Origin of the sequence: Bacillus sp. FSL W8-1141 (genome assembly GCF_038593205.1) — a bacterium.
GTDB classification, from domain to species: Bacteria; Bacillota; Bacilli; order Bacillales; family Bacillaceae; genus Bacillus; species Bacillus altitudinis.
In genome coordinates this window covers 3079652-3103005 of sequence record NZ_CP151973.1, presented here as the reverse complement: position 1 = coordinate 3103005, position 23354 = coordinate 3079652, and the positions used below count along the sequence as shown (strand labels likewise).

The following is a 23354-nucleotide window of genomic DNA, read 5'->3' as shown; positions in this document are numbered from 1 at the left end:
AGATCTTTTCAAATGACGAAGCTACAGGACAAGCAAGTTCGTATCGAACGAGACTTTCTAGGTGAAAAGGAAGTAGACACTCAAGCGTATTATGGAATTCAAACATTACGTGCAGTAGAGAACTTTCCAATTACTGGCTACCATGTTCATGAGGAACTCATCAAAGCATTAGGGATTGTCAAAAAGGCAGCCGCACTTGCAAATATGGATACAAAGCGACTATATGCTGGTCTTGGAGAAAAAATTGTTCAAGCCGCAGATGAGGTTATTGAAGGAAAATGGAACAATCAATTTATTGTCGATCCAATTCAAGGCGGGGCTGGCACTTCAATGAATATGAATGCCAATGAAGTCATTGCAAACAGAGCGCTTGAACTACTAGGAAAGGAAAAAGGCGCTTATACTGAGCTAAGTCCAAACACGCATGTGAACATGTCGCAGTCAACAAACGACGTTTTCCCAACAGCGATTCATATTTCAACATTGAATATGATTGAGAAACTACTTTATACGATGGAAAACATGCATCAAGTCATGACAGAAAAAGCGCAAGAATTCGATCATGTCATCAAAATGGGACGTACGCATCTTCAGGACGCTGTTCCAATCAGACTTGGTCAAGAGTTTAGTGCATATGCAAAGGTTCTTGCTCGTGATATTAAACGAATCAAGCAGTCTAGACAGCATTTATATGAAGTCAATATGGGCGCAACAGCAGTTGGAACAGGACTGAATGCTGATCCTAAATATATTCGCCAGGTAGTTGGTTATCTAGCTGACATTAGCGGATTGCCGTTAGTTGGAGCAGAAGATTTGGTCGATGCTACGCAAAATACAGATGCTTATACAGAAGTATCAGCTGCACTCAAAGTATGTATGATGAATATGTCCAAAATGGCAAACGATATTCGTTTGATGGCTTCGGGTCCTAGAGCAGGCTTTGGTGAGCTGCACTTGCCGCCGAGACAGCCAGGTTCATCTATCATGCCAGGGAAAGTCAACCCAGTGATGCCTGAGGTCATGAACCAAGTGGCATTCCAAGTCATTGGAAATGACCACACGATCTGCCTTGCATCAGAGGCTGGTCAGCTTGAACTGAACGTCATGGAGCCAGTTTTAATATTCAACTTACTACAGTCTCTCAGCATGATGAAAAATGTATTTGAATCCTTTGTCGATAACTGCTTGCGTGACCTAAAAGCAGATGAATCTAGATTAAAAGAATATGTAGAAAAGAGTGCTGGTGTCATGACGGCGGTCAATCCGCATATTGGTTATGAAGCTGCTGCACGAATCGCGAGAGAAGCGATTCTTACAGGCGTATCTGTACGTGAGCTTTGTCTGCAAAATGATGTGTTATCAGAGGAAGAGCTTGATGTCATCTTAAATCCTTTTGAAATGACGAAACCAGGTATTGCTGGTGCATCACTTTTAGAAAAGGATCGTTTAGAAGATTAAGCGGCATCATGAGAAGCGCACACCGACAAATGTCCGGTGTGCGTTTTTTCATGGACTGTTTGTTTTTCTGAAGCTCACATAGTATACTATCGTCAATTATTAGGGATGTGACTGCGTTTGAATCTACTGAAAAAATGGTTGAATACAGAGCCTTATTTAATTATCATGCTCATTGTTCTGACTCCGATTGGGGGAGAGCTGAAATTTTATCCATTTGAGGATAGCTTTCGGGTCAGCTTTGGAACCGTTGTCTTTTTCTTTATTCTGCTTCAAATGAAAAAATTCCCGGCATGGGCAAGCGGCATCATTGCGGGGGGATCAGTGTTTGCATTCCGGGTGCTTCTTGATACTGCTGTGTCAGGCCACTTAGCGCTGGAAGAGGCCGTTTCTTTAAGATTTCCTTCCCTGCTGTATTACGTCGTCTATGGTACGCTTTTTTATGTATTACAGGTCAGACGTTTCCGTGATAAGCCTTGGCTCATTGGGGCAACAGGGATCATCATGGAACTATGTGCAAGTGTAGTCGAAATGATTGCACTCAGGGGAGCCATTGATGAAATTTTAACAGTGAGAACGCTGTTTCAACTATTTGTACTGGCGATTTTCAGAAGCTTTTTCGTATTGGCTTGTTATACGATGATTCGATTATACGAAGAACAGGCGAGAGAGCGCCAAATGAAGAAGGAAAAGGAACACCTGTTGATGCTGCTGTCAAATCTTTATACGGAATCTACATATTTTTATAAAACCCTTGCACATGCTGAGCACATTACAGCTACTTCATATCAATTGTATCAATCTCTGCATCATGCAAAGGATACGGAATCATTAGATTTGAAAAAACTCGGAAAAACAGCCCTGCAAATTGCAGGTGAGGTACACGAAATCAAAAAGGATAATCAGCGGATTTTTTCTGCCTTATCAAAACTGATTCATGAGGAAAACTTTCAGGAGTATGCAAGTCCTGCTCATATCGCTGGACTTGTGATTCGTATCCATGAAAATTACGCGGAATCTCTTAAAAAACAAATCGTTTTTCATTATGATGAAGATGGGCAGCATCCCGCTTATCACGTGTATACCATTCTATCTTTATTAAATAACATTGTATCCAATGCCGTTGAAGCCATTCCGGTGAATGGAGAGGTATCACTATCCATTTTGCGGAAAGAGAATGATGTGATTTTTCAAATCAGTGACAACGGGCCAGGCATTAAAGAGCGTAACCATCATGTGATCTTTAAACCGGGCTTCACTTTAAAATACGACCAAGCCGGGAACCCATCAAGCGGCATCGGTCTTTCCTATGTGAAAGACACAGCCGAGAAGCTTGGCGGAAGTGTTGAAATGAAGAGTATCCCAAATCAACAAACGATTTTCACTTTAACGATACCAATTGATCAAGTCAGCAGAAAAGAGGGGAATGGGAGATGAGATTTTTTATTGTTGATGATGATGAAGCTGTTCGTTCTTCACTGGCACAGCTCATTGAAGATGAAGAGCTTGGCATTGTGGCAGGGGAAGCAGAGGATGGTGCTGAAGTAACAGCGAGCTACTTAAATGATTTGCATATTGATATCTTGTGTATTGATCTTCTGATGCCGGAAAGGGACGGTCTTGAGACGATTCGAGCGATCAAGGATGAATTTCATGGGAAATATTTAATGCTGTCACAGGTAGAAACAAAGGAACTCATCGGCCAGGCATATACACTCGGTGTCGAGTATTATGTGACAAAGCCGATCAATCGAGTAGAGGTCTTAAGTGTGCTCCATCTCATGATTGAGCGGCTGCATTTAGAGCACTCGATTGAAAATATTCAGCATTCGCTCAAATCGGTCATGCAGTTCCAGCAGCGCGGACAGACAAAAACGAAGCAACGCGGGAAAAGTCTTGCAGAGGCAGGTCAGTTTTTGCTCGCGGAGCTTGGGATTGTCGGTGAAAAGGGGTCTAAGGATTTACTAGATATGATTCTTTTCACAGATCAGTATTTAGCGTTACATGCCGATCAGCACGACTCTTTTCCTTCATTAAAAGTGATTTTTACTGGCATCACAGAGGATAAATTAAACGAACCTTTTACATCAGCAGACATCGCAAGAGAAGCAAAAGCAGCGGAACAGCGGGTAAGACGTGCGATCAACCAATCATTGAAACACATCGCCTCGCTCGGGTTAACCGATTTTTCTCACCCAACCTTTGAAAACTATGCATCAAAATTTTTCGATTTTACCATTGTGCGTAAGAAAATGAGTGAACTCACAAAAGAGACAAGTGGAAGAGAAGAGCACACACGTATCAATGTGAAGAAATTTGTACAGGTGCTTTATTACGAGGCAAAACGTATTTTTATGGAAGATTAAAAAGACATGCTCTCTATAAGGAGGGCATGTCTTTTTTTGTGATGGATTGAAGATGCATCTGCAGCACGGAGCGCATGAGCTGAGGCGGTAAACGATGGGGCTGTACGATTCCATTCAATGCAAGCCCATTGATGACCGCATAAAGCCGCTCAGTTTCTAATAAAAGATCGATATGATCTAGCAGTAGCTTATCCTCTTTCAATTTCATTAAGCAAAATTGAACGGTTTGAAAAAGCTCGTCATACATCTTTGCATTGAGCGGCTGTAAATCTGGTTCAGTCAGTGCCTTGACTGTAAAAGCCTGCCACACCTCCATTTCAAATATTCGTTCTTCGTCTAGTGGAAGAACCTGCTCCAATAAAGTGAATACATTTTCCTCTGTTGAACCGTTTAATGGAAGCCTAGCAATTCGCTCCTTCACTCTTTCCTGAATTAAATTCATGGAGAATAGAAACAATTCTTGCTGTGTGGAAAAATAATGACGCATAGAGCCGGCTGAAATGCCAGCTTCTACGGCTATTTTTCGTACAGAAGCGCTTTCCAATCCCTCTTGTTTAATCACTCTCATAGCAGCTTGAGCGACCTTTTGTTTTTGTTTATGGTGATCGACGATTTTTGGCATACGTTGATTTTAGCACAGCTATTGTTTTTTTAACACAGTTGTGTTATTTTTTATTTAATACAATCGTATTAAAAAGGATGTGGGGAAATTGGTCGGTTTATTGATTGTGGCATGTGAAATTGGTTTTTGGCTGTTTATTCTAATGGGCTTAACACTGCGTTATGTGTTTAAACAGAAAAAATGGGGTGCTTTCTTTCTTGTCTGTACGCCGGTTTTAGATCTCATCCTTCTTGCGGCTACTTATATAGATTTAAAGCAAGGGGCTGTGGCGAGCGTCATTCACGGGCTTGCGGCTGTTTATATTGGTGTGAGTCTGGCCTTTGGACATCAAATGGTGAAATGGGCGGATGCCCGGTTTGCTTATCGTTTTGCAGGTGGTCCTAAGCCAAAGGGAAAACCCAAGTACGGGAAGGAGCGGTCTTTGTATGAAATGGTGGGCTGGACGCGTCATTTCATCTCTTATGTCATCGGAGCGGGGCTATTATATGGATTGACCTATCTCATCCAAGCACCAGAACGAACGGAATCTCTGATGCAGCTTGTCAGTGTGTGGGGGATGGTCTTAACCATTGATTTCATCATTAGCATCAGCTACGTCATTTGGCCGAAAAAACACCCGGAAAATATAGCAGGATGACAAAAAAGACAGGCGGATTTACTCCACCTGTCTTTTCTTATGATGACAGTCCTTTATAAATGGTGTCAATATTCCATTTCATCATCTTATAGTAGCTGTCCCCATCTTCACCTTCTTTGCCAATAGAATCCGTAAATACTTTCCCCTTAATCGGAACTCCGGTTTCCTCAGATAGGCTTTCAAGGCTGCGCTTATCTACACTTGTTTCAAGAAAAAGGGCAGGCACTTGATGGTCTTTGACAAAATGAATGATGCGCTTCATTTGTCCAGGTGTTCCTTCACTTTCTGTGTTGATCTCCCAAATGTAGCCGGCTTTCAGTCCATACGCATCCGCAAAATATTTAAATGCCCCTTCGCTTGTGACAAGGAGTTTTTTGTCTTTTGGCAGTTGATCAAATTTGTCTTTTGCTTCATCGTGAAGCGTTTGAAGCTTTTTGATATAGGTTTCAGCATTTTTCTCGTAATCCTCTTTATGCTCAGGATCTGCTTGAATGAGCGCATCTCTGGCATTTTGCGCATAAAGAATCCCATTCTCGACATTCAGCCATGCGTGTGGGTCCTGCTGGCTTTCAAGCCCTTTTGAAGACAAATGCTTCACTTTGACGCCTTTACTCAGCTCGGCTACAGGTGCATCATCCCCGTCCTTGCCGCTCGATTCAAGCAGTTTTTGAAACCAGCCATTCCCTGTTTCAAGGTTCAAGCCATTAGATAGAACAAGGTCTGCATCCGTCGTATACTGAACATCCTTTGGCAGTGGGTCAAATTCATGTGGGTCTGTACCAATGGGAACAATGCTGTGAATAGAGACATGCTGTCCTCCTACTTCCTTCACAATGTCATAAAGAATGGAGTAGGTCGTGACAACTTTTAATTTACCGTCATCTTTTCCGGAACTTTTTTGCTGAGTAGAACAGCCTGCGATGACCAAAAGGGCAATACATACTGCGGTCAAACGGATTGCTAATACCTTCTTCATATATGTCCTCCTTTTACATAGACGCTTCCTTTTTTAACTGTGTTCGTTTTCGCTTCGATTTTAAGGATCTCCACAATATTCCTTGTTTCGGTGAAAAGATAAAGGCACTGCCGAATAATATGGTCGCGACCAGCACAATGGAAGCACCAGACGACAAGTTATACGTAAAGCTGAGCCCAAGTCCTACGACGGCTGAAACTGCTCCAAAAAAAGCAGATAAATAAATCATGATCCATAGCCGGTCTGTCAATAAATAAGCGGTGGCAGCTGGTGTAATAAGCATTGCAACAACAAGAATAATACCTACAGTTTGCAGGGATGCCACGGTCACTAAGGTCAATAAGGTCATGAGGAAATAATGGATCATGCGATTCGGTAAACCGTATACAGAAGAAATCACTGGATCAAATGAACTAATGAGCAGTTCTTTGTAGAAAACAATGACAGCTAGCAAAATGAAAATGCCGATGCCAAGCGTGATCCACATATCAGATGAACGAACGGCTAGTACGTTTCCAAACAAGATATGATATAAATCGCTGGAACTTTTTAAAAATGTAATCAAAATGATCCCAATGGAAAAAAAAGCAGTGAATACGATCCCGATGGCAGAATCATTTTTAATGCGGCTGTTTTGACTGACATATCCGATGCCGATGGCTGTCAGTACACCAGTTAGAACCGCACCAAAGAAAAAGTTAATGCCGAGCATATAAGAGATGGCGACACCTGGAAGTACAGCGTGTGAAATCGCATCTCCCATCAAAGCCATTCCCCGTAAAATGATAAAGCAGCCAATGACGCCGCAGATGATCCCTACCATAACGGATGTAAATAACGCTTTTTGTAAAAACGCATATTCAAAAAGTCCGGTTAAGAATTCCATTACGCGTCTCCTCCTGCTGATTTTAAAAATGGCAGCTGTGTTTCATATGCTTGGAGCATGACCTCAGGACGAAGAATATCATGGACAGGCCCTGCTTTGACCAGCTTCTTATTTAGAAGAACGAGATGGCTGAAGTAATCATCGGCTTTACTTAAGTCATGGTGGACGACCAGAATGGTTTTTCCTTCATCTCGTAATTCCTTCAAAATGCGGATCATCGTTTCTTCACTTGCCATATCAATTCCGACAAATGGTTCATCTAAACAAAAGAGCTGTGCGTTTTGAGCGAGTGCTCGCGCAAGGAAGACACGCTGCTGCTGACCGCCGGATAGTTCCCCAATCTGTCTTTTGGCAAAGTCCTGCATCCCGACCTTTTCTAAGCAATGGTACGCATAGGCACGGTCCTCTTTTTTCGGTCGTTTGATCAATCCGAGCTTTGGGTATGTGCCAAGCAGTACGGTATCCAGTACATGGATAGGAAACGTCCAGTCTAGATCATTTCTTTGCGGTACATAGGCGATCTGTTTTCTCACTTGTTTAAAGGGTTGTTCAAAAAAACGAATGTCGCCTTGATCCTTTTCAATTAAATCCAAACATGCTTTCAATAAAGTCGATTTACCAGCACCATTTGGACCAATGATTCCAGTCATCGTTCCTTCCTGTATGGAAAGAGAGACGTTTTCTAGTGCATCCTGTCCGTGGTATGAGACATACAGGCGGTCGATTGTTAAAGCATATGACATCTCTTAAGGCCCCTTTCGATCATCAATTGCGTTTCCTAAAAATATATGCATACATTTAATAATTTTGACTAAAGGATGAAATGATTCTCTAACGCTAATTTGTTTCCTTAAGGAAACTTTCATCTTATTCTAATCGTATGTCCTTCTTTTGTAAAGAGAAATGCTGAATATTCCCATCAAGCGATCGTTTTTATGTTATGCAACGAAGAGGGGACATGAGCATGGATTATTGAAAATTCACGTGACATCCTTGAATACGAAAAATCTCAAACATTTGCTTATAAATGATTGACAGTTTGTAAGAACTCCTCATATAATAAGGGTAATTCAATATATGAATATGTGCTCATATATAATATCTACAGCAGCTGATAGGTTTGATTGAATCAGGGAAGGCTACTTATATAGAAAAAGGTGAGAACATGAAAAAGATGAAGGATGAATACGTATTAAGCGGTCTCGATTGTGGAAACTGTGCACGTAAAATTGAAACAGGTGTCAGCAAACTCGAAGGAGTGGAAGCCTGCTCAATTAATTTTGCGACGGGTACATTAACTGTGACACATGCTGATGCACAAGAAACGATGTCAAAGCGTATTGAAAAAACCGTTCAGTCCATTGAACCTCATGTGAGTGTATCACCAAAAGAAGAAGGACATCACCACGATCACGATCATGGAACAAAGAATTTAAAAACGATTGTACTGAAATTAATTGGTGGTGCAGTCATTGGAACGGCGGCTTATTTTATACCTGACAATGGCTTACTGAAGTTCATCATGTTTTTCGCCGCGTATTTACTAGTTGGCGGAGATGTTGTCTTGAAAGCACTGAAAAATATTGTGCGCGGTCAAGTATTTGATGAGAACTTCTTAATGACCATAGCTACAGTTGGTGCTTTTGTGATTCAGCAGTATCCTGAGGCACTGGCAGTCATGCTGTTTTACCAAATTGGAGAACTGTTCCAAGGGGCAGCTGTGAATCGCTCTAGAAAATCAATTAGCGAATTAATGAATATCCGTCCAGAATACGCAAACCTCAAAGTGGGGCAAGAAACAAAAAAGGTAAAGCCGGAAGAAGTCAAAGCTGGTGACCGTATTGTCGTTAAACCAGGTGAAAAAATTCCTTTGGATGGACGTGTGATAGACGGTTATTCTCTTGTGGATACCTCTGCACTAACTGGGGAGTCTGTTCCAAGAGATGTGGAAGCAGGAAAAGAAGTGCTTGCTGGATTTGTGAACCAAAACGGTATTCTTGAAATTGAAGTGCAAAAAGAGCTCAGTGAGTCAGCGGTTACGAAGATTTTGGATTTAGTCGAAAATGCAAGCAGCCGTAAAGCGCAGACAGAAAACTTTATCACAAAGTTCGCTAAATATTATACACCTGCTGTGGTCGTGCTAGCTTTATTGCTTGCCTTTGTACCACCGCTTCTCATCCCATCAGCTCAATTGTCTGATTGGGTGTACCGGGCACTTGTCTTTCTTGTCATTTCGTGTCCATGTGCTCTCGTTGTATCCATTCCATTAGGTTTCTTTGGCGGGATTGGTGCCGCATCAAAACGAGGCATTTTAGTGAAAGGCAGTAATTACTTAGAAGCCTTGAACTCTGTCCGCTATGCGGTGTTTGATAAAACAGGTACTTTGACAAAAGGGAACTTTACAGTCACTCATATCGAAGCAGCGAATGAGAAATGGTCAGAAGAGGAATTGCTTTCTTTTGCAGCGCTGGCAGAAGCGCATTCTTCGCATCCGATTGCAGAATCGATTAAGGCGGCTTACGGAGCGTCTCTTGATGAGAGCCAGATCGAATCTTACGAGGATATTGCGGGTCATGGGATCAAAGCGACAATTCGCGGAGCTCATGTATTGGCAGGTAACCATCGCCTTATGGAACGAGAGGGCATTGCTTTTGAAAAAGAAAAACGAAGCGGAACGGTTGTGTATTTAGCAATAGACGGTGAGTTTGCGGGATCGATCTTGATTGCAGATGAAGTAAAAGACGATGCAGTTGAAGCGATATCTTCTCTAAAAGCTGCGGGCATTCAAACCGTGATGCTTACAGGGGATGCTTCGCAAGTAGGAAATGCAGTCGCACAGCAGATCGGCATTGACGAAGTTCACACTGAATTATTGCCACAGGATAAAGTCGCCAAAATCGAAGACATGTATGAGAAAAAAGCATCTCAAGACAAATTATTGTTTGTTGGTGATGGCATAAACGATACGCCGGTTTTGGCAAGAGCGGATATAGGTATTGCCATGGGTGGACTTGGTTCAGATGCAGCAGTTGAAGCGGCTGATATTGTGATTATGACAGATCAGCCATCGAAGGTAGCGGAAGCTATTGCTGTCGCTAAAAGAACGAGAGCCATCGTATGGCAGAATATTGCGTTTGCTCTTGGGGTGAAAGCCGTCTTTCTCATACTTGGTGCATTCGGTATTGCAACGATGTGGGAAGCCGTCTTCTCGGATGTTGGTGTCACTGTACTGGCTGTTTTAAATGCGATGAGGGTCATGAAATAAAATTGTAAGGAAAAATTCATGAATAGCGTCTTTCATAATAGACCCCCTCTTGTTAAAATAGAAGAAGTTGGATAATGGCATTTTCCTGAGCTGTTATCCTTTTTCTTTGTGAAGGAATGAATGAAAAAGATAAGGTAGGTGCTTTTGTGAGTAAAAAAAATAATCAATCTTCATCCATCAAGTTTGCAGTTATATTAACCATCATTGCAGCTCTTCTCATCGGTATTTTCGTTGTGATCGGTAACAACAACAGCCAAGAAGCACAAACAGTCGACAGTAAGCCGTCTATTAAAGGACAGCCTGTCATGGGAGATCAAAAGGCAAAAGTGCAAGTTGTCGAGTTTGGGGATTACAAATGTCCATCATGTAAATCATTTGAGACTGACATTTTCCCAAAATTGAAAGCAGACTACATAGATAATGGCGATGTATCCTTCTCATTTATTAACTTACCACTGCCTGTTCATGGGGACGGTGCGGTATTAGCAGCACTGGCTTCTGAAGAAGTGTGGAAAGAAGATCCGAAAAACTTCTGGGCATTTCATGAAGCGGTCTACAACGCACAACCAGATAGTGAAGCAGAATGGGTAACGCCAGCAAAGCTCACCGAATTGGCGAAGAAGACAACGAAAATTGATACGGACAAGCTGAAAGATAACCTATCAAAGAAAACATATCAGCCACAGCTGAACACAGATGATCAGCTGGTGAATCAATACAAAGTAAATGCAACACCAACTATTTTCATTAACAATAAAAAAGTCCAAAACTTTTATGACTATGATGAAATCAAAGAATTAATTGATCAAGAGCTGAAAGGGAAAAAATCATGAAAAATAAACTGATTTACTTATACAGCGCTTGGATCGTCTCAATTGTGGCGACGATGAGCAGCCTGTATTTAAGCGAAGTAAAGAAGTTTATTCCATGTGATATGTGCTGGTTTCAGCGCATTTTCATGTATCCGCTTGTGCTTTTACTTGGAATTGCTACATTCCGTGGCGATGTCAAAGTGAAGTACTACGTTCTCCCTTTGGCCGGGATTGGTGCTTGCTTTTCCATCTATCATTATATGGAACAAAAGATTCCAGGCTTTGCATCGATTCGTCCTTGTCTAAGCGGTATTCCTTGTTCCGTTGATTATCTGAACTGGTTTGGTTTTATCACCATTCCACTCTTAGCTCTCATTGCATTTATTCTGATCATCATTAGTATGCTGCTTTTAAATGCAAAAGAAGATTGAGGAGATAGCCTGCTTTTAAGCAGGCTATTTTTTATTTTTGCAAAAAGATAAAATTTAAAGAAAATTTGTATTGCTTTTCATTTGTGTCAGATATACATTAAGGGGAGAGTGTTAGATGATCAGACAATGGTAAGGAGATAAGCGGAAAATGGCATGGGAAGTGTTAAGTATTATTGGCATTGTGGCATTCGCCATTAGTGGTGCGATTGTCGCAATGGAAGAAGAGTACGATATTCTTGGTGTGTACATTTTAGGGATTGTCACAGCATTTGGCGGGGGAGCGATTCGGAATCTATTAATTGGTCTTCCGGTGTCTGCTTTATGGTCGCAGGGCAAAATGTTTACCATTGCCCTTGTATCCATTACGATCGTGTTCCTATTTCCAAAGCTTTTGCTCAAGCACTGGAGCACGTGGGGGAATTTCTCGGATGCGATCGGTTTAGCAGCCTTTGCGATTCAAGGCGCATTATTTGCTGTACAAAGAGAGCTCCCGCTCAGTGCGGTCATTGTGGCAGCCATTTTGACTGGAAGCGGCGGCGGCATTGTGCGTGATTTATTAGCAGGACGAAAGCCACTTGTGCTAAAAGCAGAGATTTACGCAGTATGGGCAGCCCTTGGCGGCTTACTCGTCGGACTCGGCTTAGCGCAAGGAGAGTTTGCTTTATATCTGCTGTTTGTCATCCTTGTCATATGCAGGGTTTGTTCCTACTTATTCAAATGGCGGCTTCCCGCTAGGTCTTATTTTTTAAATAAAGGGTAAAGAAAAGGGCGATGTCGCTCTTTTTTTTATGTATTATTCGAGCTTGATGTCAGCAGGTCAAACTGTTTTCGTGTAAAATAAAAGTAGGTTCTTTATTCATCATTGGAACAATACACGAGATGAAAATATTGTCATTTGACTGAATATGTAGATTCAGTCTTTTTTTGCCTAGATGGATTGTTATGTGTTGGTTTCGCTTTTTGCGGGATACTAAAAAAACGCTCATGACCGAACGGATGGATCAGAAAGAAATGAACACATCTTTGCATGTAAGCAAAACATGACGGAAAAAATGAAATGGGAGGGACATGTACTAGTGGAGATTTTTTTGGCAGTGCTCGTACTACTAGCACTCATTGCATCATCTAATATTATCAATCGTTTTCTGCCCTTTATTCCAGTTCCATTAATCCAAGTGGGTTTAGGGATATTGGTCGCAGCTTTTCCTTCAGGTTTACATATTTCTTTAAATCCTGAGCTATTCTTCGTTTTATTCATTGCACCGCTGTTATTTAATGATGGGAAGCGTACCCCAAGGGACGAGCTGTGGAAATTAAGAGCGCCCATTCTTCTATTAGCTTTAGGGCTCGTATTTGCGACAGTCATTGTCGCTGGATATACCATCCATTGGATGATTCCAAGCATACCACTTCCAGCTGCATTTGCGCTTGCAGCGATTTTATCACCGACAGATGTAGTGGCTGTAAGTGCCCTTTCCAGCCGTGTGAATATGCCGAAGGGGATCATGAGACTGCTGGAAGGCGAAGGGCTGATGAACGATGCGTCAGGACTTGTTGCCTTTAAATTTGCTATTGCTGCAACGGTTACAGGGGCATTTTCCATTGCAGAGGCATCCTTTAGCTTTGTTCTGATTGCTGCTGGCGGATTATTGACCGGATTTATTCTGTCGTTTTTTATCATTCGTTTCCGCTATTTTCTCCGCCGTTTAGGCATGGACGATGTCACAATGCACATCATCCTGCAAATCCTCACGCCGTTTGTGATTTATTTAGCAGCGGAAGAAATTGGCGTATCCGGCATTTTAGCCGTTGTTGCCGGTGGTGTGACACATGCCATCGAGCAAGACCGAATGGAAGCGAATTTAGCAAAACTGCAAATTGCTTCTTCAAACACGTGGAATATTATTTTATTTATTTTAAATGGCCTTGTTTTCGTTTTACTTGGATTACAAATTCCTGATGTATCGACCGTCATTTTCCAAGATGAAGCCTTTAATAATATGCAGGTCATCAGTTACATTTTAATCATTACATTCTGTCTGATGATTCTCAGATTCCTATGGGTATGGCTGTTCTGGGCAGGGAACTGGAGTGTATCGAAAAAGAAGAACGCGAAAAAACCGAAGCTGCGTGCTTCCATGCTGATGACATTCTCTGGTGTTCGTGGTGCTGTTACATTAGCGGGTGCTTTCTCCATCCCGTTTACGCTTGCAGACGGATCACCATTTCCTGAGCGTCATTTAATTATTTTCCTCGCAGCAGGCGTCATTTTATGTACACTCATTTTAGCGAGTGTGCTACTGCCTATTTTATCGGAGAAAAAAGATAAGCAAGTGGATGTGGACTTAGATACAAAGATTCAGCACGCAAAACGGAAGCTGCTGAGAAGTGCCATTAAAACGTTAAAAGAAGGAATGAATGAGGACAATCGAGAAGTATCCCTTGCACTCATCAATGATTTCCGAATGAAGTTACGAAATATTCAGCGGGAACCGTACCAGTTTGGTATGAGAAAACAAGAGAGAAAAATCAGACTGCACGGCATTAAAGCAGAACAGATGAAACTTCAGCAGTTGATTGAGGAAGAGAAAATCGACAAAGAAGAAGCATATGAGCTGCAGGAGAGATTTCATGAGCTGGAAATGCTCTATTCCAACTCCTTTAAAATTCGTTTCTCAAAAGTGAAGTTTCTGCGCTTACTACAATGGCTTCAATTGTGGCGTCCGCATCAGCGTATTTCGAGCGGCATATTAGAAAACGAGGAATCGTATAAACAAATCCGCAAGAAAACAGCTGAAGCTGCGGTGGATTCTATTAAGCACCATATGACCGAAGACAATCAACAAACGTGTCATCAAGTCATTGGGTTTTACAATCAAGTGATTTTCCGCTGTGAACATGGTCCTTCTTTCTTCCAGCAAAAGGATCGTACGTTTGACCGGAAGAAGAAAGAGCTTAACTTCCAAGCCGTACAGACGATTCGTAATGAAATCCAAACTTTATATGAAAATGGCGAAATCAATCGTGATATTGCCCATCATTTAAGGGAATATATCAATGACATGGAAGCAGTCTTACTGACCAATACATGATGTTGTCATCTTCTCCCCTTTGTTTTATGATGAAAAAAAGAGACGAGCAGGGGGAGAGGCAGGATGACATATTACGGAGCGATTGAAGCTGGGGGGACAAAGTTCTGCTGTGCCATTGGCAATGAGCATGGGGATATCATAGAGGAATTAACCATTCCAACAGAGCACCCGAAAAAAACCATCCAATCACTTATTCCATTTTTTCAGCAACATGAAATTGCAGCATTAGGGGTCGGTTCCTTTGGACCGATTTGTGTCCAGAAAGACGATCCTTCTTACGGTTACATCATGAATACGCCGAAAGTTGAATGGAAGCATTACCCGTTGATACCTGAGCTGGAGAAACAATTAGGTGTACCGGTGTCCTTTACGACAGATGTCAATGCCGCAGCATTAGGTGAACTGACAAAAGGGGCCGCCAAAGGGCTAAGCAGCTGTCTGTATATCACGGTCGGTACGGGGATTGGTGCCGGGGCTGTTGTGAAAAATGAGCTTCTCCACGGTCACTCACATCCAGAAATGGGACACATCCTGGTCAGGCAGCATGAATCAGATCAGTTTGCAGGTGTCTGCCCGGCGCATGGTACTTGCTTAGAAGGACTGGCGGCAGGACCATCTATTGAGGCAAGGTGGGGAAAGCCGGCTAAAGAGCTTACCGAAGAAGATGAAGTTTGGTCTCTTGAAGCAGATTATTTAGCACAGGCATTAATGCAATACACGCTGATATTAAGCCCAGAACGCATCATCATGGGTGGAGGCGTCATGAAGCAAAAACAGCTATTTCCGCTCATTCGAGAGAAGCTGGCTGCGTATGTCAATGATTATGTCGACATGCCGCCGCTTGATACATACATTGTCTCTCCTGGACTTGAGGACAAGGCAGGTATGACAGGTGCTTTGCTACTAGCGATTGAAGCGAAGAGAAACGCCTGATAATAGAGTTTTCAAACGCAACATGAGATAATGAAAAAGATGGAATCTATGAAAAGGTGGTTGTTAACATGGTCAAAAGCTTGAATGATACCGTAACACTAAATAACGGAGTAGAAATGCCATGGTTTGGTTTAGGTGTATTCAAAGTGGAGGACGGCAACCAAGTGGTTGATGCCGTCAAAGCAGCCATACGAAACGGTTATCGCAGCATTGATACGGCTGCCGTTTATAAAAACGAGACAGGCGTAGGGAAAGCCATTAAAGAATCTGGCGTAAAAAGAGAAGAATTGTTCATTACGTCAAAAGTATGGAACACAGATCAAGGATATGACAAAGCACTCGCTGCATTCGATGCAAGCTTAAACCGGCTCGGTCTTGATTACTTAGACCTCTATTTGATTCATTGGCCTGGACCAAATGCAGACACGTTTAAAGAGACATGGCGTGCGCTTGAGAAGCTTTATAAAGATGGAAAAGTAAGAGCGATTGGTGTCAGCAACTTCTACGTGCAGCATTTAGAAGAGCTGTTAAAAGATGCGGAGGTTGTTCCAGCGGTGAATCAAGTGGAGTTTCATCCAAAACTGACACTTGTAGAATTACGACAATATGCGAAAGAAAAAGGCATTCAAATTGAAGCATGGTCTCCGCTGATGCAAGGAAAGCTTTTGGATCATGACGTATTAAAGGAAATTGCAGCACAATACAACAAATCTGTGGCTCAAGTGATCTTGCGTTGGGATCTGCAAAGCGGCGTTGTCACCATTCCAAAATCAATCAATGAAGATCGCATTAAACAAAATGCCGACATTTTTGACTTCGAGCTTTCACAAGAAGACATGGAAAAAATCAATGCACTTAATAATAACGAACGTGTCGGGTCTAATCCAGAAACGATGACGGTTGGGTTTGAATAAATAAAATTATTCCCTCAGCGTGTAGACAAACCCTCGCATTCTTTGTCAGTCCTGCGTGCAGGTGCTCACAAATGTCACACCAGTACAGCAAAGGTTTTCTATCACGCTGAAAAGAAGACAAAGGGCTAAAATCAAGTTCATTTTAGCCCTTTGTCAACAATCTGAATCCCTTTCTCTTTTTGAGAAGGGGATTTTTTAATTCCTGCTTCGGCGCACAGCCAACAGCATGAGGAAAGACAGGATCACAATACAAATGGTCCAAGCCCACGCAAGTTCCATTCGTCCAGAATCAATCGCCACATAGATGGCTGTTGGGAGGGTTTGCGTTTTCCCAGGAATGTTGCCGGCGAACATTAAAGTCGCTCCAAATTCTCCTAAGGCTCTTGCGAAACTTAAAACTGCACCAGAGAGAAGAGATGGCAGTGCGAGTGGGACGGTAATATAGGCAAAGACCTGGAAAGAATGCGCACCATCAACTTTTGCAGCACCTTCAATGTCTGACTCAATCGTAGAAAAACCAGCTTTCGCTGATTGATACATGAGCGGGAATGCGACAACTGTCGATGCAATGACCGCTGCCCAATAAGTGAAGATGACAGGCTGATGGAAGATCCATTCAATCGCTTGTCCAATCACGCTGTTCTTCCCGAACGCAACGAGCAGCAGAAATCCTACGACCGTTGGCGGAAGGACAAGCGGCATCATGAGGAGCGTTTCCACGATCATTTTTCCTTTGAAAGATGTACGCGCCATCCAAAAACCAATGGACGTTCCTAAAACGACAGCCAATAATCCACTGAAAGCAGCCACTTGTACGGACAGCCAGATAGGTGAAAGAAAATCTTCGGTCAGCATCGGCATTATTTCACTTGAAAGCCGTACTTTTTAAAAATCGCTGCGGCTGGATCTGATTGGAGATATTGAAAAAATGCTTTCGCCTCTTTCATGTGATCGGTCTGTTTTACAATGCCAACAGGATAAATGATGGGGGAATGCATGTCTTGATTTGCCTCATCTACTATCTTTACTTTGCGAGAAACGAGCGCGTCCGTCTTATACACGACACCAGCTTCCACATTTCCTGTTTCGACATAGTTTAATACTTGACGAACATCCTTGCCATAGACAGCGTTCCGTTTCACTTGGTCCCATATATTCAGTTTTGTGAAAATCTCTTTTGCATATGTACCAGCAGGAACAGATTCAGGTGTGCCAAGAGCTATCTTTCCTTTTATGTAATCAACATCGCGAAAGGTTTTGATAGAAGAGGAACCTTCTTTTGGCACGATGAGGACAAGCTCATTTTGTATGACGTCCTTTGTATGATCCTGATCGATGTCGCCAGATTGAACAAGGTCATCAAAAGGCTCTTCAGCTGCTGAGAAGAAGAGATCCGCTTTTGCTCCTTGAGCGATTTGCTGTTTCAATGCGCCGGATGATCCGAAATTATTCGTGAGTGTCACGTTTGGATGATCATCTTCATAGGCAGATTCAATCTCTTTCAAAGCATCCTGCAGGCTTGCCGCCGCTGAAATCACAAGTTCTGTCTTTTTGCTTTGATCTGATGACGTCGACTCCGTTTGACACCCAGTCAGGAGCAAACAGATGGTGACGTAGGTTAAGAATAAATATTTCATGATCACACCTCTTTATCATTCAACATCATGTGTATCCTTTATTATAATCAAACTTATTTGACCATTCATAGGCTTTCAGGAAAAGAGAAAAGAAAAAGCCGCCAGAGGGCAGCTTTTAATGCTGATAAAAACGTAGTAAGTTCCCGTTGATCACTTTATCTGATAGAGACAGCTCTTTATTGGCTTTTTCTATATAAGGCTGGCATACTTCATCTTCTTCAACAGGTTGTTTTGTTTTTTGATCATAGCACGTGTTCTTTGTATAAAGATAATCATCCGTAATAAAGTTTCCATTTCTCAGCACAGCGAACGGTGTCCGTTCATTGGAGAAAAGATCATTCCCAAATTGAATAGAATCTTTTGATTCAATGCCGAGTAAATGAAGAAGTGTCGGTTTGACATCCATTTGACCGGCTGTTTCAGAAATGGTTTGAGGGGCCTCGTCTGTCACCCCAGGAATGTAAATCAAAAAAGGGACCCGCTGCAGTTTAACCGCATCAAACGGTGTGATTTCATCCTGCTTCAGCAGCTCTGCCATTGCCTCATGATGTGCTTCTGAAATGCCATAGTGGTCTCCCATCAGGACAAACATTGTATTTTCATATAGTCCTTCTTCTTTCATTCGTTCAAAGAACCTTTTGATGGCTTCATCTTGATAGCGGACGGTGGTCACATAGCGGTTTAAAATGGTGCTAGTCGAATCGTATTCATCAATGAACTGATCCTTTGGATCAATTTCAAATGGGAAGTGATTGGTTAAGGTAATAAACGTGCTGTAATAAGGCGTCTTCAGCTTTTTTAAATAATCGATGGATTGGTCAAAAAAGTCGATATCCTTTAAGCCCCAGCCAGTCGAATTCTGTTCATTGACATCAAATGAATCGACATCATAAAAGCGGTCAATCCCAAGAGATTCATACATCACATCACGATTCCAGAACGTTTTATTATTCGCATGAAATTGGACGGATTGATAATTCTCTTTTTTCAATTGCTTGTACAGTGTGTCATATTCGTTGTCACTCGCTGTGAAAAAGACAGCGCCACTGCTAGATGGATAGAGGGAGTTTGCGACGATAAACTCTGAGTCCGACGTTTTGCCTTGCTCTGTCTGCTGATAAAATTCATCAAAATAGAAGCTTTTTTTGGCAAGTTCATTTAAAAATGGTGTGATGTATTGTCCATTCACCTTTTGATTCATGACAAATTGCTGCGTTGATTCAAGTGAAATGAACACGACATTTTTGCCTTTAGCAAGTCCAAAGTAGTCTTCATTCGGTGCACTGTAATCAGCTTTTGTGTAGTTTGCCACTGTTGAAAGTGTATCTTCGTCAGCAAAGGCTTTTTGTCCAATTCGTGCTGTTTGAGCGGCACCGTCATACAAATGGAATTGAAACAGCCCAAGGTTTCGTACAATGACTTCTCGATCATATGAGCTTGTCAAAAATCGAGGGTGGTCCATCAAAGCTGAGCTGACATGGAACAATAGCAAGCTGCAGCAAACCACATAGTATGTTTTGATTGTCTTAAAAGACGCTTTAGGTGATAACGGTTTCCGTTTTAAGAGCCATGCCAGCACCACAAAATCAATCAGCATGAGTATAAATAGCGGATGAAACAATTCAGTCATACTGCTGCCCATATCTCCCATGTTCTTTGCTTGAAATAAGACAGGAATGGTAATGAAATCAATATAAAAACCGTAAAAGATCGTATTCGATATCAAAATGGCTGTCAAAATAAAATTTGTGGTCAATAAAAAGACCTTTTGTTTCGTTTCATTTAAGAAAAGAGCAATCCCAAACAAAGGGAGCAAAAAGCTAAGAGGATTGATCAAAAGCAGCCATTCGTGAAACAGATTGGCCGTTCGTATATGAAATCCGAATTGATAAATGATGTATGTTTTCATCCACATAAAGAGGATGGAGTACACTAAAAACCAGTGATTTTTGAAAAACGCTTTCATTTATGTAACTCCTCACCATTCTGTATTCAGCTGCAAGGCAAAAACACTTATCTTAAAACTACTAAAAAAATGAGGAATGATCAATTCATATCCTGCTTTTTTGCAAAACTCTTTTTTCTTTTTCTAAAACGGCAATGGGATGGATATTCCGCAAATGACAGCCATGTAATAGCAGGTGACAATGGTCAGAGCAGCTAGTACGACTTGTTCTCCTGTGCTGCCTGTTTTGACATAAAAGGGGAGACGTACTTTCATGGATGCAGGGAACAAAAATTTAATACCGTTCACTGTGCCTGCATCAAGGATGAGGTGGCTTGCCATCCCAACTAGTAACCCGGTACTGAGGCTGTCATTTGGAATGTATGTTGTCGCAATAAAATAAATGATCAGCAGAAATAATAAACTATGTGTAAAGGTGCGGTGACCGAACACACTACTGATCAGTGTGGAAAGGAGCGGGAATTTCCTGCCGATTTTGCTTTTCGTATGACATAGATCTGGGATGAGGGCACCTACTGATCCAGCAGCAGCCATCGTCACTGGTTCGAATCCGTAATAATAGGCGACGGCTGTGGAGGCGGCAATTCCGCCCATAATATGTGTTTTTCCTGTCATGATGCGTACTCCTGTTCTGTTTTTTGTTCAAGTACTCACTATATCAAGGGTGAATCCATTCAGCAAGGCTTATTTCTAAAGAAAATGGGATAAAATAGTTGGCTGTTTGGAAAAACATTCTATAATAAGAAGGAAGTCATGTTGACACTAACGATAAGGATGCGATTCGGATGAGTAATGCAGACATTTTAAAAGAAATTGTTCTTGTACATTATGAAGTCAGCCGTAAATTAAACCGCAAGTTACTTGAGTTAGAAAAAGACATCACGCCTCCACAGATATATGCTCTTTCTATATTGATACAAGGAAAAGTATCACATGCTGAAGAGCTCAAACAAAGACTCTCTCTCAACCCAGGTGCCGCTTCCATAGCCCTCAATAAATTATGTGAGCAAGGCTACATTCAGAGAGAACGGGACAAGGACGATCATTCCCTTGTCCGGCTAGAAGCCACGGAAAAAGGGCTGGCTATTTACGAAAAGCATACACGTCTTTTTGGAAAGGTGATTCAGCATATGATGTCAGACTTCACAGAGGAAGACTTAAAGACCTTTCTAACGTATTTGCAAAAAATGAGACAGACCTTTCACGATGAATGAACCGCTCCTCTTTGTATAATGCTGAGCGCTGTAGCACAAATTAAACAGGCAAAGGCATTTTATGAAAAGGGGGGAAATAGCGATGTCATTTTTCCAAAAGGATAAAAAGGCGAAAAGCGAGAAAGACCATCAGCAGGTAGATCAGCTGTTAGAAGAAGCAAGTAAAGAACTAGCAGGCGATCCGCTTCAGGAAGCTGTCCAAAAGAAGAAAAACAACCATCAATAAGCTGACAAAAAGGCGGAGAATCATTTCTCTGCCTTTTTTCTATGTTTTTCCCTTTGACAGATATGAGAATGTTTGATAACCTTCGTGTAGTAAAAATGAATAGAAATCCTCACGCTATGTCTCAGTGAGGTAGAGGTTGCGCGGATGATGAGTCACTCATGGGAGAGATGGAATCGTTGATCATGAGAAAAAAGGCATCAGCGCCGAAGTGTAGAGAGAGCTCCAACTTTCTTTATGCTGGGTCTGCATTGAACAAATGCAGGACTGCCACGTCTTTGAAGCGTGGAGGGCTATCCGGAGATCAAGGTGTATGTTTTGAAAAGCATGGACTTTTGTTCAGGCTTTTTTTTATGTTCTGATTGCCTAAGAAAAGGGTATGCTGGTAAGAAAGTGACCCAACATGAACATAAAGAATGCAAGTCATTGCTTCACAAATATATCAATGAAGATACTGCCGGGTCTGGTCCAAAGTGAATATAACGGAGGTACGAAAATGGAACAGACAAAAAAATGGGGTTTTTGGTTATTGACGGCTTTTGTCGTCGGAAATATGGTAGGTTCAGGCATCTTTATGCTGCCTAGTACACTTGCCCAGCATGCAAGTCCTTTAGGTGTGACGATGGCATGGCTTGTCACAGGTGGCGGCGTACTGATGATTGCCTTTGTGTTTGGACATTTGTCCATTCATAAACCGCAGCTGACAGCTGGACCACAAAGCTATGCAAGAGCGCTTTTTAAAGATCCGAAAAAAGGAAAAGCAGCCGGTTTTACAATGGTTTGGGGATATTGGGTGGCAAGCTGGATTAGTAATGTCGCCATTATCACAAGCCTAGCTGGTTATTTAACAACCTTTTTCCCAATTTTAACCGTGAAAACGGAGGTCTTTACTTTTGGAAAAGAAGCGATCACACTTGGTCAGCTCACAACGTTTATCGTATGTACAATCCTTCTATGGGGGACTCATACGATTTTAATTACAAGCTTAAGCGCAGCAAGTAAGTTGAACTTTATTACGACCTTTTCAAAGGTGCTTGGATTCGTCCTTTTTATTGTCGCAGGCTTATTTGCATTCCAAACCGCATTATTTGAACATTATTACTTCCCTGTTGAAGCAGCAAGTGGTGAAGGAGTGCTCGGACTTGGAGGCCAAATTCATCATGCGGCCATTTCCACACTATGGGCATTTATCGGCATCGAATCTGCTGTCATTTTATCAGGAAGAGCCTCTTCGCAACGTGATGTCAAACGTGCGACGATTACAGGACTTTTAATTGCACTGTCTATTTATATGATTATTACCTTGATTACAATGGGCGTTCTGCCGCATGATCAATTGCAAGGTTCTGATAAACCATTCGTAGACGTGCTTCAGCTCATTATCGGGCCGGCTGGCGGAATTGTCATGGCACTTCTTGCGATCATTTGTTTATTTGGTTCGATGCTTGGCTGGATTTTGCTTGGTTCTGAAGTCCCTTATCAAGCAGCAAAAGCTGGCGATTTCCCAGCAGTGTTTGCAAAAACAAACAAAAAAGGTAGTCCTGTTTTTGCTTTGACTGTCACAAATATCATGTCACAGCTGTTTATTTTCTCAGTCATGTCACGTACGATTAATGAAGCCTTTACTTTCTTAACAACATCAGCGACACTTGCGTATCTCATTCCGTATATCGTGTCGTCGATCTACAGCTTTAAGGTCATCATGCAAGGTGACACATATGAGCTCCAAAAAGGAAACCGGACAAGAGACGGGATCATTGCGCTTGTGGCCATGGGGTATTCCGCTTGGGTCATTATTTCAGGCACAGCTGATTTAAAAACATTTGGTCTTGGTATTGGATTGTTCTTAGTTGGCATTTTACTCTACCCATTCATGTCCAAAAAATTTGCCAAAGATACAGTTTAAAAAATACGTTTCTCCAGCA

At 41.9% G+C, this 23354-nt stretch carries 22 protein-coding genes and 1 riboswitch; of the genes, 14 read left to right on the top strand and 8 right to left on the bottom strand.

Annotated features, from left to right (window positions below; translation table 11 throughout):
- The first annotated feature begins 12 nt into the window (after positions 1 to 12).
- From aspA to NSQ52_RS16020, 3 genes are all read left to right on the top strand, one after another.
- Positions 13 to 1458 carry an aspartate ammonia-lyase gene (aspA, locus tag NSQ52_RS16030; RefSeq protein WP_035701391.1) on the top strand — a complete coding sequence of 482 codons (1446 nt, stop codon included), beginning with the start codon at positions 13 to 15 and terminating at the stop codon, positions 1456 to 1458.
- A 117-nt stretch (positions 1459 to 1575) separates the two neighbouring features.
- Complete coding sequence (locus NSQ52_RS16025) at positions 1576 to 2892, top strand: sensor histidine kinase (RefSeq protein WP_259253497.1); 1317 nt, start codon at positions 1576 to 1578, stop codon at positions 2890 to 2892.
- On the top strand, positions 2889 to 3821 hold the full coding sequence (locus NSQ52_RS16020; RefSeq protein ID WP_039168273.1) for a response regulator: 933 nt from the start codon (positions 2889 to 2891) through the stop codon (positions 3819 to 3821). The genes NSQ52_RS16025 and NSQ52_RS16020 overlap by 4 nt, the downstream gene beginning before the upstream one ends.
- Positions 3822 to 3834: 13 nt before the next feature.
- Here the strand turns inward: NSQ52_RS16020 and NSQ52_RS16015 are convergent, their stop codons facing one another.
- Entirely contained in the window at positions 3835 to 4443 is a 609-nt protein-coding gene (locus NSQ52_RS16015) for a TetR/AcrR family transcriptional regulator (RefSeq protein ID WP_039168270.1), read from the bottom strand.
- Positions 4444 to 4531: 88 nt separating this feature from the next.
- Here NSQ52_RS16015 and NSQ52_RS16010 point away from each other — a divergent pair, with 88 nt between their 5' ends.
- On the top strand, positions 4532 to 5080 hold the full coding sequence (locus tag NSQ52_RS16010; protein ID WP_017368056.1) for a hypothetical protein: 549 nt from the start codon (positions 4532 to 4534) through the stop codon (positions 5078 to 5080).
- Positions 5081 to 5117: 37 nt separating this feature from the next.
- Here NSQ52_RS16010 and NSQ52_RS16005 read toward each other — a convergent pair whose 3' ends face one another.
- From NSQ52_RS16005 to NSQ52_RS15995, 3 genes are read right to left on the bottom strand one after another with little or no spacing between them, the layout of a single operon-like run.
- Entirely contained in the window at positions 5118 to 6056 is a 939-nt protein-coding gene (locus tag NSQ52_RS16005; protein WP_024719816.1) for a metal ABC transporter substrate-binding protein, read from the bottom strand.
- A gap of 13 nt (positions 6057 to 6069) precedes the next feature.
- Positions 6070 to 6942: a metal ABC transporter permease gene (locus NSQ52_RS16000; RefSeq protein WP_007500236.1), complete on the bottom strand. Its 873-nt coding sequence runs from the start codon at positions 6940 to 6942 to the stop codon at positions 6070 to 6072.
- Positions 6942 to 7685 (bottom strand): metal ABC transporter ATP-binding protein, encoded by a 744-nt coding sequence (locus NSQ52_RS15995; RefSeq protein WP_019743627.1) that lies wholly within the window; start codon positions 7683 to 7685, stop codon positions 6942 to 6944. The genes NSQ52_RS16000 and NSQ52_RS15995 overlap by 1 nt, the downstream gene beginning before the upstream one ends.
- Positions 7686 to 8107: 422 nt before the next feature.
- On the opposite strand from NSQ52_RS15995, the gene NSQ52_RS15990 reads away from it, so the two are divergent.
- From NSQ52_RS15990 to NSQ52_RS15960, 7 genes are all read left to right on the top strand, one after another.
- Positions 8108 to 10207, top strand: coding sequence for a heavy metal translocating P-type ATPase (locus NSQ52_RS15990; RefSeq protein WP_039168260.1), 2100 nt, complete (start codon positions 8108 to 8110; stop codon positions 10205 to 10207).
- Between the two features lie 116 nt (positions 10208 to 10323).
- Positions 10324 to 11040 carry a DsbA family protein gene (locus tag NSQ52_RS15985; RefSeq protein WP_342473571.1) on the top strand — a complete coding sequence of 239 codons (717 nt, stop codon included), beginning with the start codon at positions 10324 to 10326 and terminating at the stop codon, positions 11038 to 11040.
- A complete protein-coding gene (locus tag NSQ52_RS15980) occupies positions 11037 to 11450 on the top strand; it encodes a disulfide oxidoreductase (protein ID WP_007500241.1) in 414 nt (137 codons plus the stop codon). Before NSQ52_RS15985 ends, NSQ52_RS15980 begins: the two co-directional genes overlap by 4 nt.
- 148 nt (positions 11451 to 11598) lie before the next feature.
- Entirely contained in the window at positions 11599 to 12210 is a 612-nt protein-coding gene (locus tag NSQ52_RS15975) for a trimeric intracellular cation channel family protein (RefSeq protein WP_041507768.1), read from the top strand.
- A 316-nt stretch (positions 12211 to 12526) separates the two neighbouring features.
- Positions 12527 to 14542 carry a Na+/H+ antiporter gene (locus NSQ52_RS15970; RefSeq protein ID WP_024719813.1) on the top strand — a complete coding sequence of 672 codons (2016 nt, stop codon included), beginning with the start codon at positions 12527 to 12529 and terminating at the stop codon, positions 14540 to 14542.
- Between the two features lie 63 nt (positions 14543 to 14605).
- Positions 14606 to 15475: an ROK family protein gene (locus tag NSQ52_RS15965; protein ID WP_342473569.1), complete on the top strand. Its 870-nt coding sequence runs from the start codon at positions 14606 to 14608 to the stop codon at positions 15473 to 15475.
- 68 nt (positions 15476 to 15543) lie between these two features.
- A complete protein-coding gene (locus tag NSQ52_RS15960; RefSeq protein WP_008347122.1) occupies positions 15544 to 16389 on the top strand; it encodes an aldo/keto reductase in 846 nt (281 codons plus the stop codon).
- A gap of 195 nt (positions 16390 to 16584) precedes the next feature.
- Here the strand turns inward: NSQ52_RS15960 and modB are convergent, their stop codons facing one another.
- The 4 genes from modB to NSQ52_RS15940 all read right to left on the bottom strand — a co-directional run bounded on the left by modB (position 16585) and on the right by NSQ52_RS15940 (position 20607).
- Positions 16585 to 17250, bottom strand: a complete 666-nt coding sequence (gene modB, locus NSQ52_RS15955) for a molybdate ABC transporter permease subunit (RefSeq protein WP_041507764.1) — start codon at positions 17248 to 17250, stop codon at positions 16585 to 16587.
- Positions 17250 to 18026 carry a molybdate ABC transporter substrate-binding protein gene (gene modA, locus NSQ52_RS15950; RefSeq protein ID WP_342473568.1) on the bottom strand — a complete coding sequence of 259 codons (777 nt, stop codon included), beginning with the start codon at positions 18024 to 18026 and terminating at the stop codon, positions 17250 to 17252. Before modA ends, modB begins: the two co-directional genes overlap by 1 nt.
- A 115-nt stretch (positions 18027 to 18141) precedes the next feature.
- Positions 18142 to 19992, bottom strand: a complete 1851-nt coding sequence (locus tag NSQ52_RS15945) for an LTA synthase family protein (RefSeq protein ID WP_058336922.1) — start codon at positions 19990 to 19992, stop codon at positions 18142 to 18144.
- A gap of 123 nt (positions 19993 to 20115) precedes the next feature.
- On the bottom strand, positions 20116 to 20607 hold the full coding sequence (locus tag NSQ52_RS15940; protein ID WP_039168236.1) for a metal-dependent hydrolase: 492 nt from the start codon (positions 20605 to 20607) through the stop codon (positions 20116 to 20118).
- A 170-nt stretch (positions 20608 to 20777) separates the two neighbouring features.
- Here NSQ52_RS15940 and NSQ52_RS15935 point away from each other — a divergent pair, with 170 nt between their 5' ends.
- The 3 genes from NSQ52_RS15935 (at position 20778) to NSQ52_RS15925 (ending at position 23335) form a co-directional block, all read left to right on the top strand.
- Positions 20778 to 21206, top strand: coding sequence for a MarR family transcriptional regulator (locus NSQ52_RS15935; RefSeq protein WP_007500254.1), 429 nt, complete (start codon positions 20778 to 20780; stop codon positions 21204 to 21206).
- Positions 21207 to 21288: 82 nt separating this feature from the next.
- On the top strand, positions 21289 to 21432 hold the full coding sequence (gene sspJ / locus NSQ52_RS15930) for a small acid-soluble spore protein SspJ (protein ID WP_008347117.1): 144 nt from the start codon (positions 21289 to 21291) through the stop codon (positions 21430 to 21432).
- A 122-nt stretch (positions 21433 to 21554) separates the two neighbouring features.
- Positions 21555 to 21733, top strand: a riboswitch (Lysine riboswitch).
- A 192-nt stretch (positions 21734 to 21925) separates the two neighbouring features.
- Positions 21926 to 23335, top strand: coding sequence for an amino acid permease (locus tag NSQ52_RS15925; protein ID WP_342473567.1), 1410 nt, complete (start codon positions 21926 to 21928; stop codon positions 23333 to 23335).
- Positions 23336 to 23354: the final 19 nt, after the last annotated feature.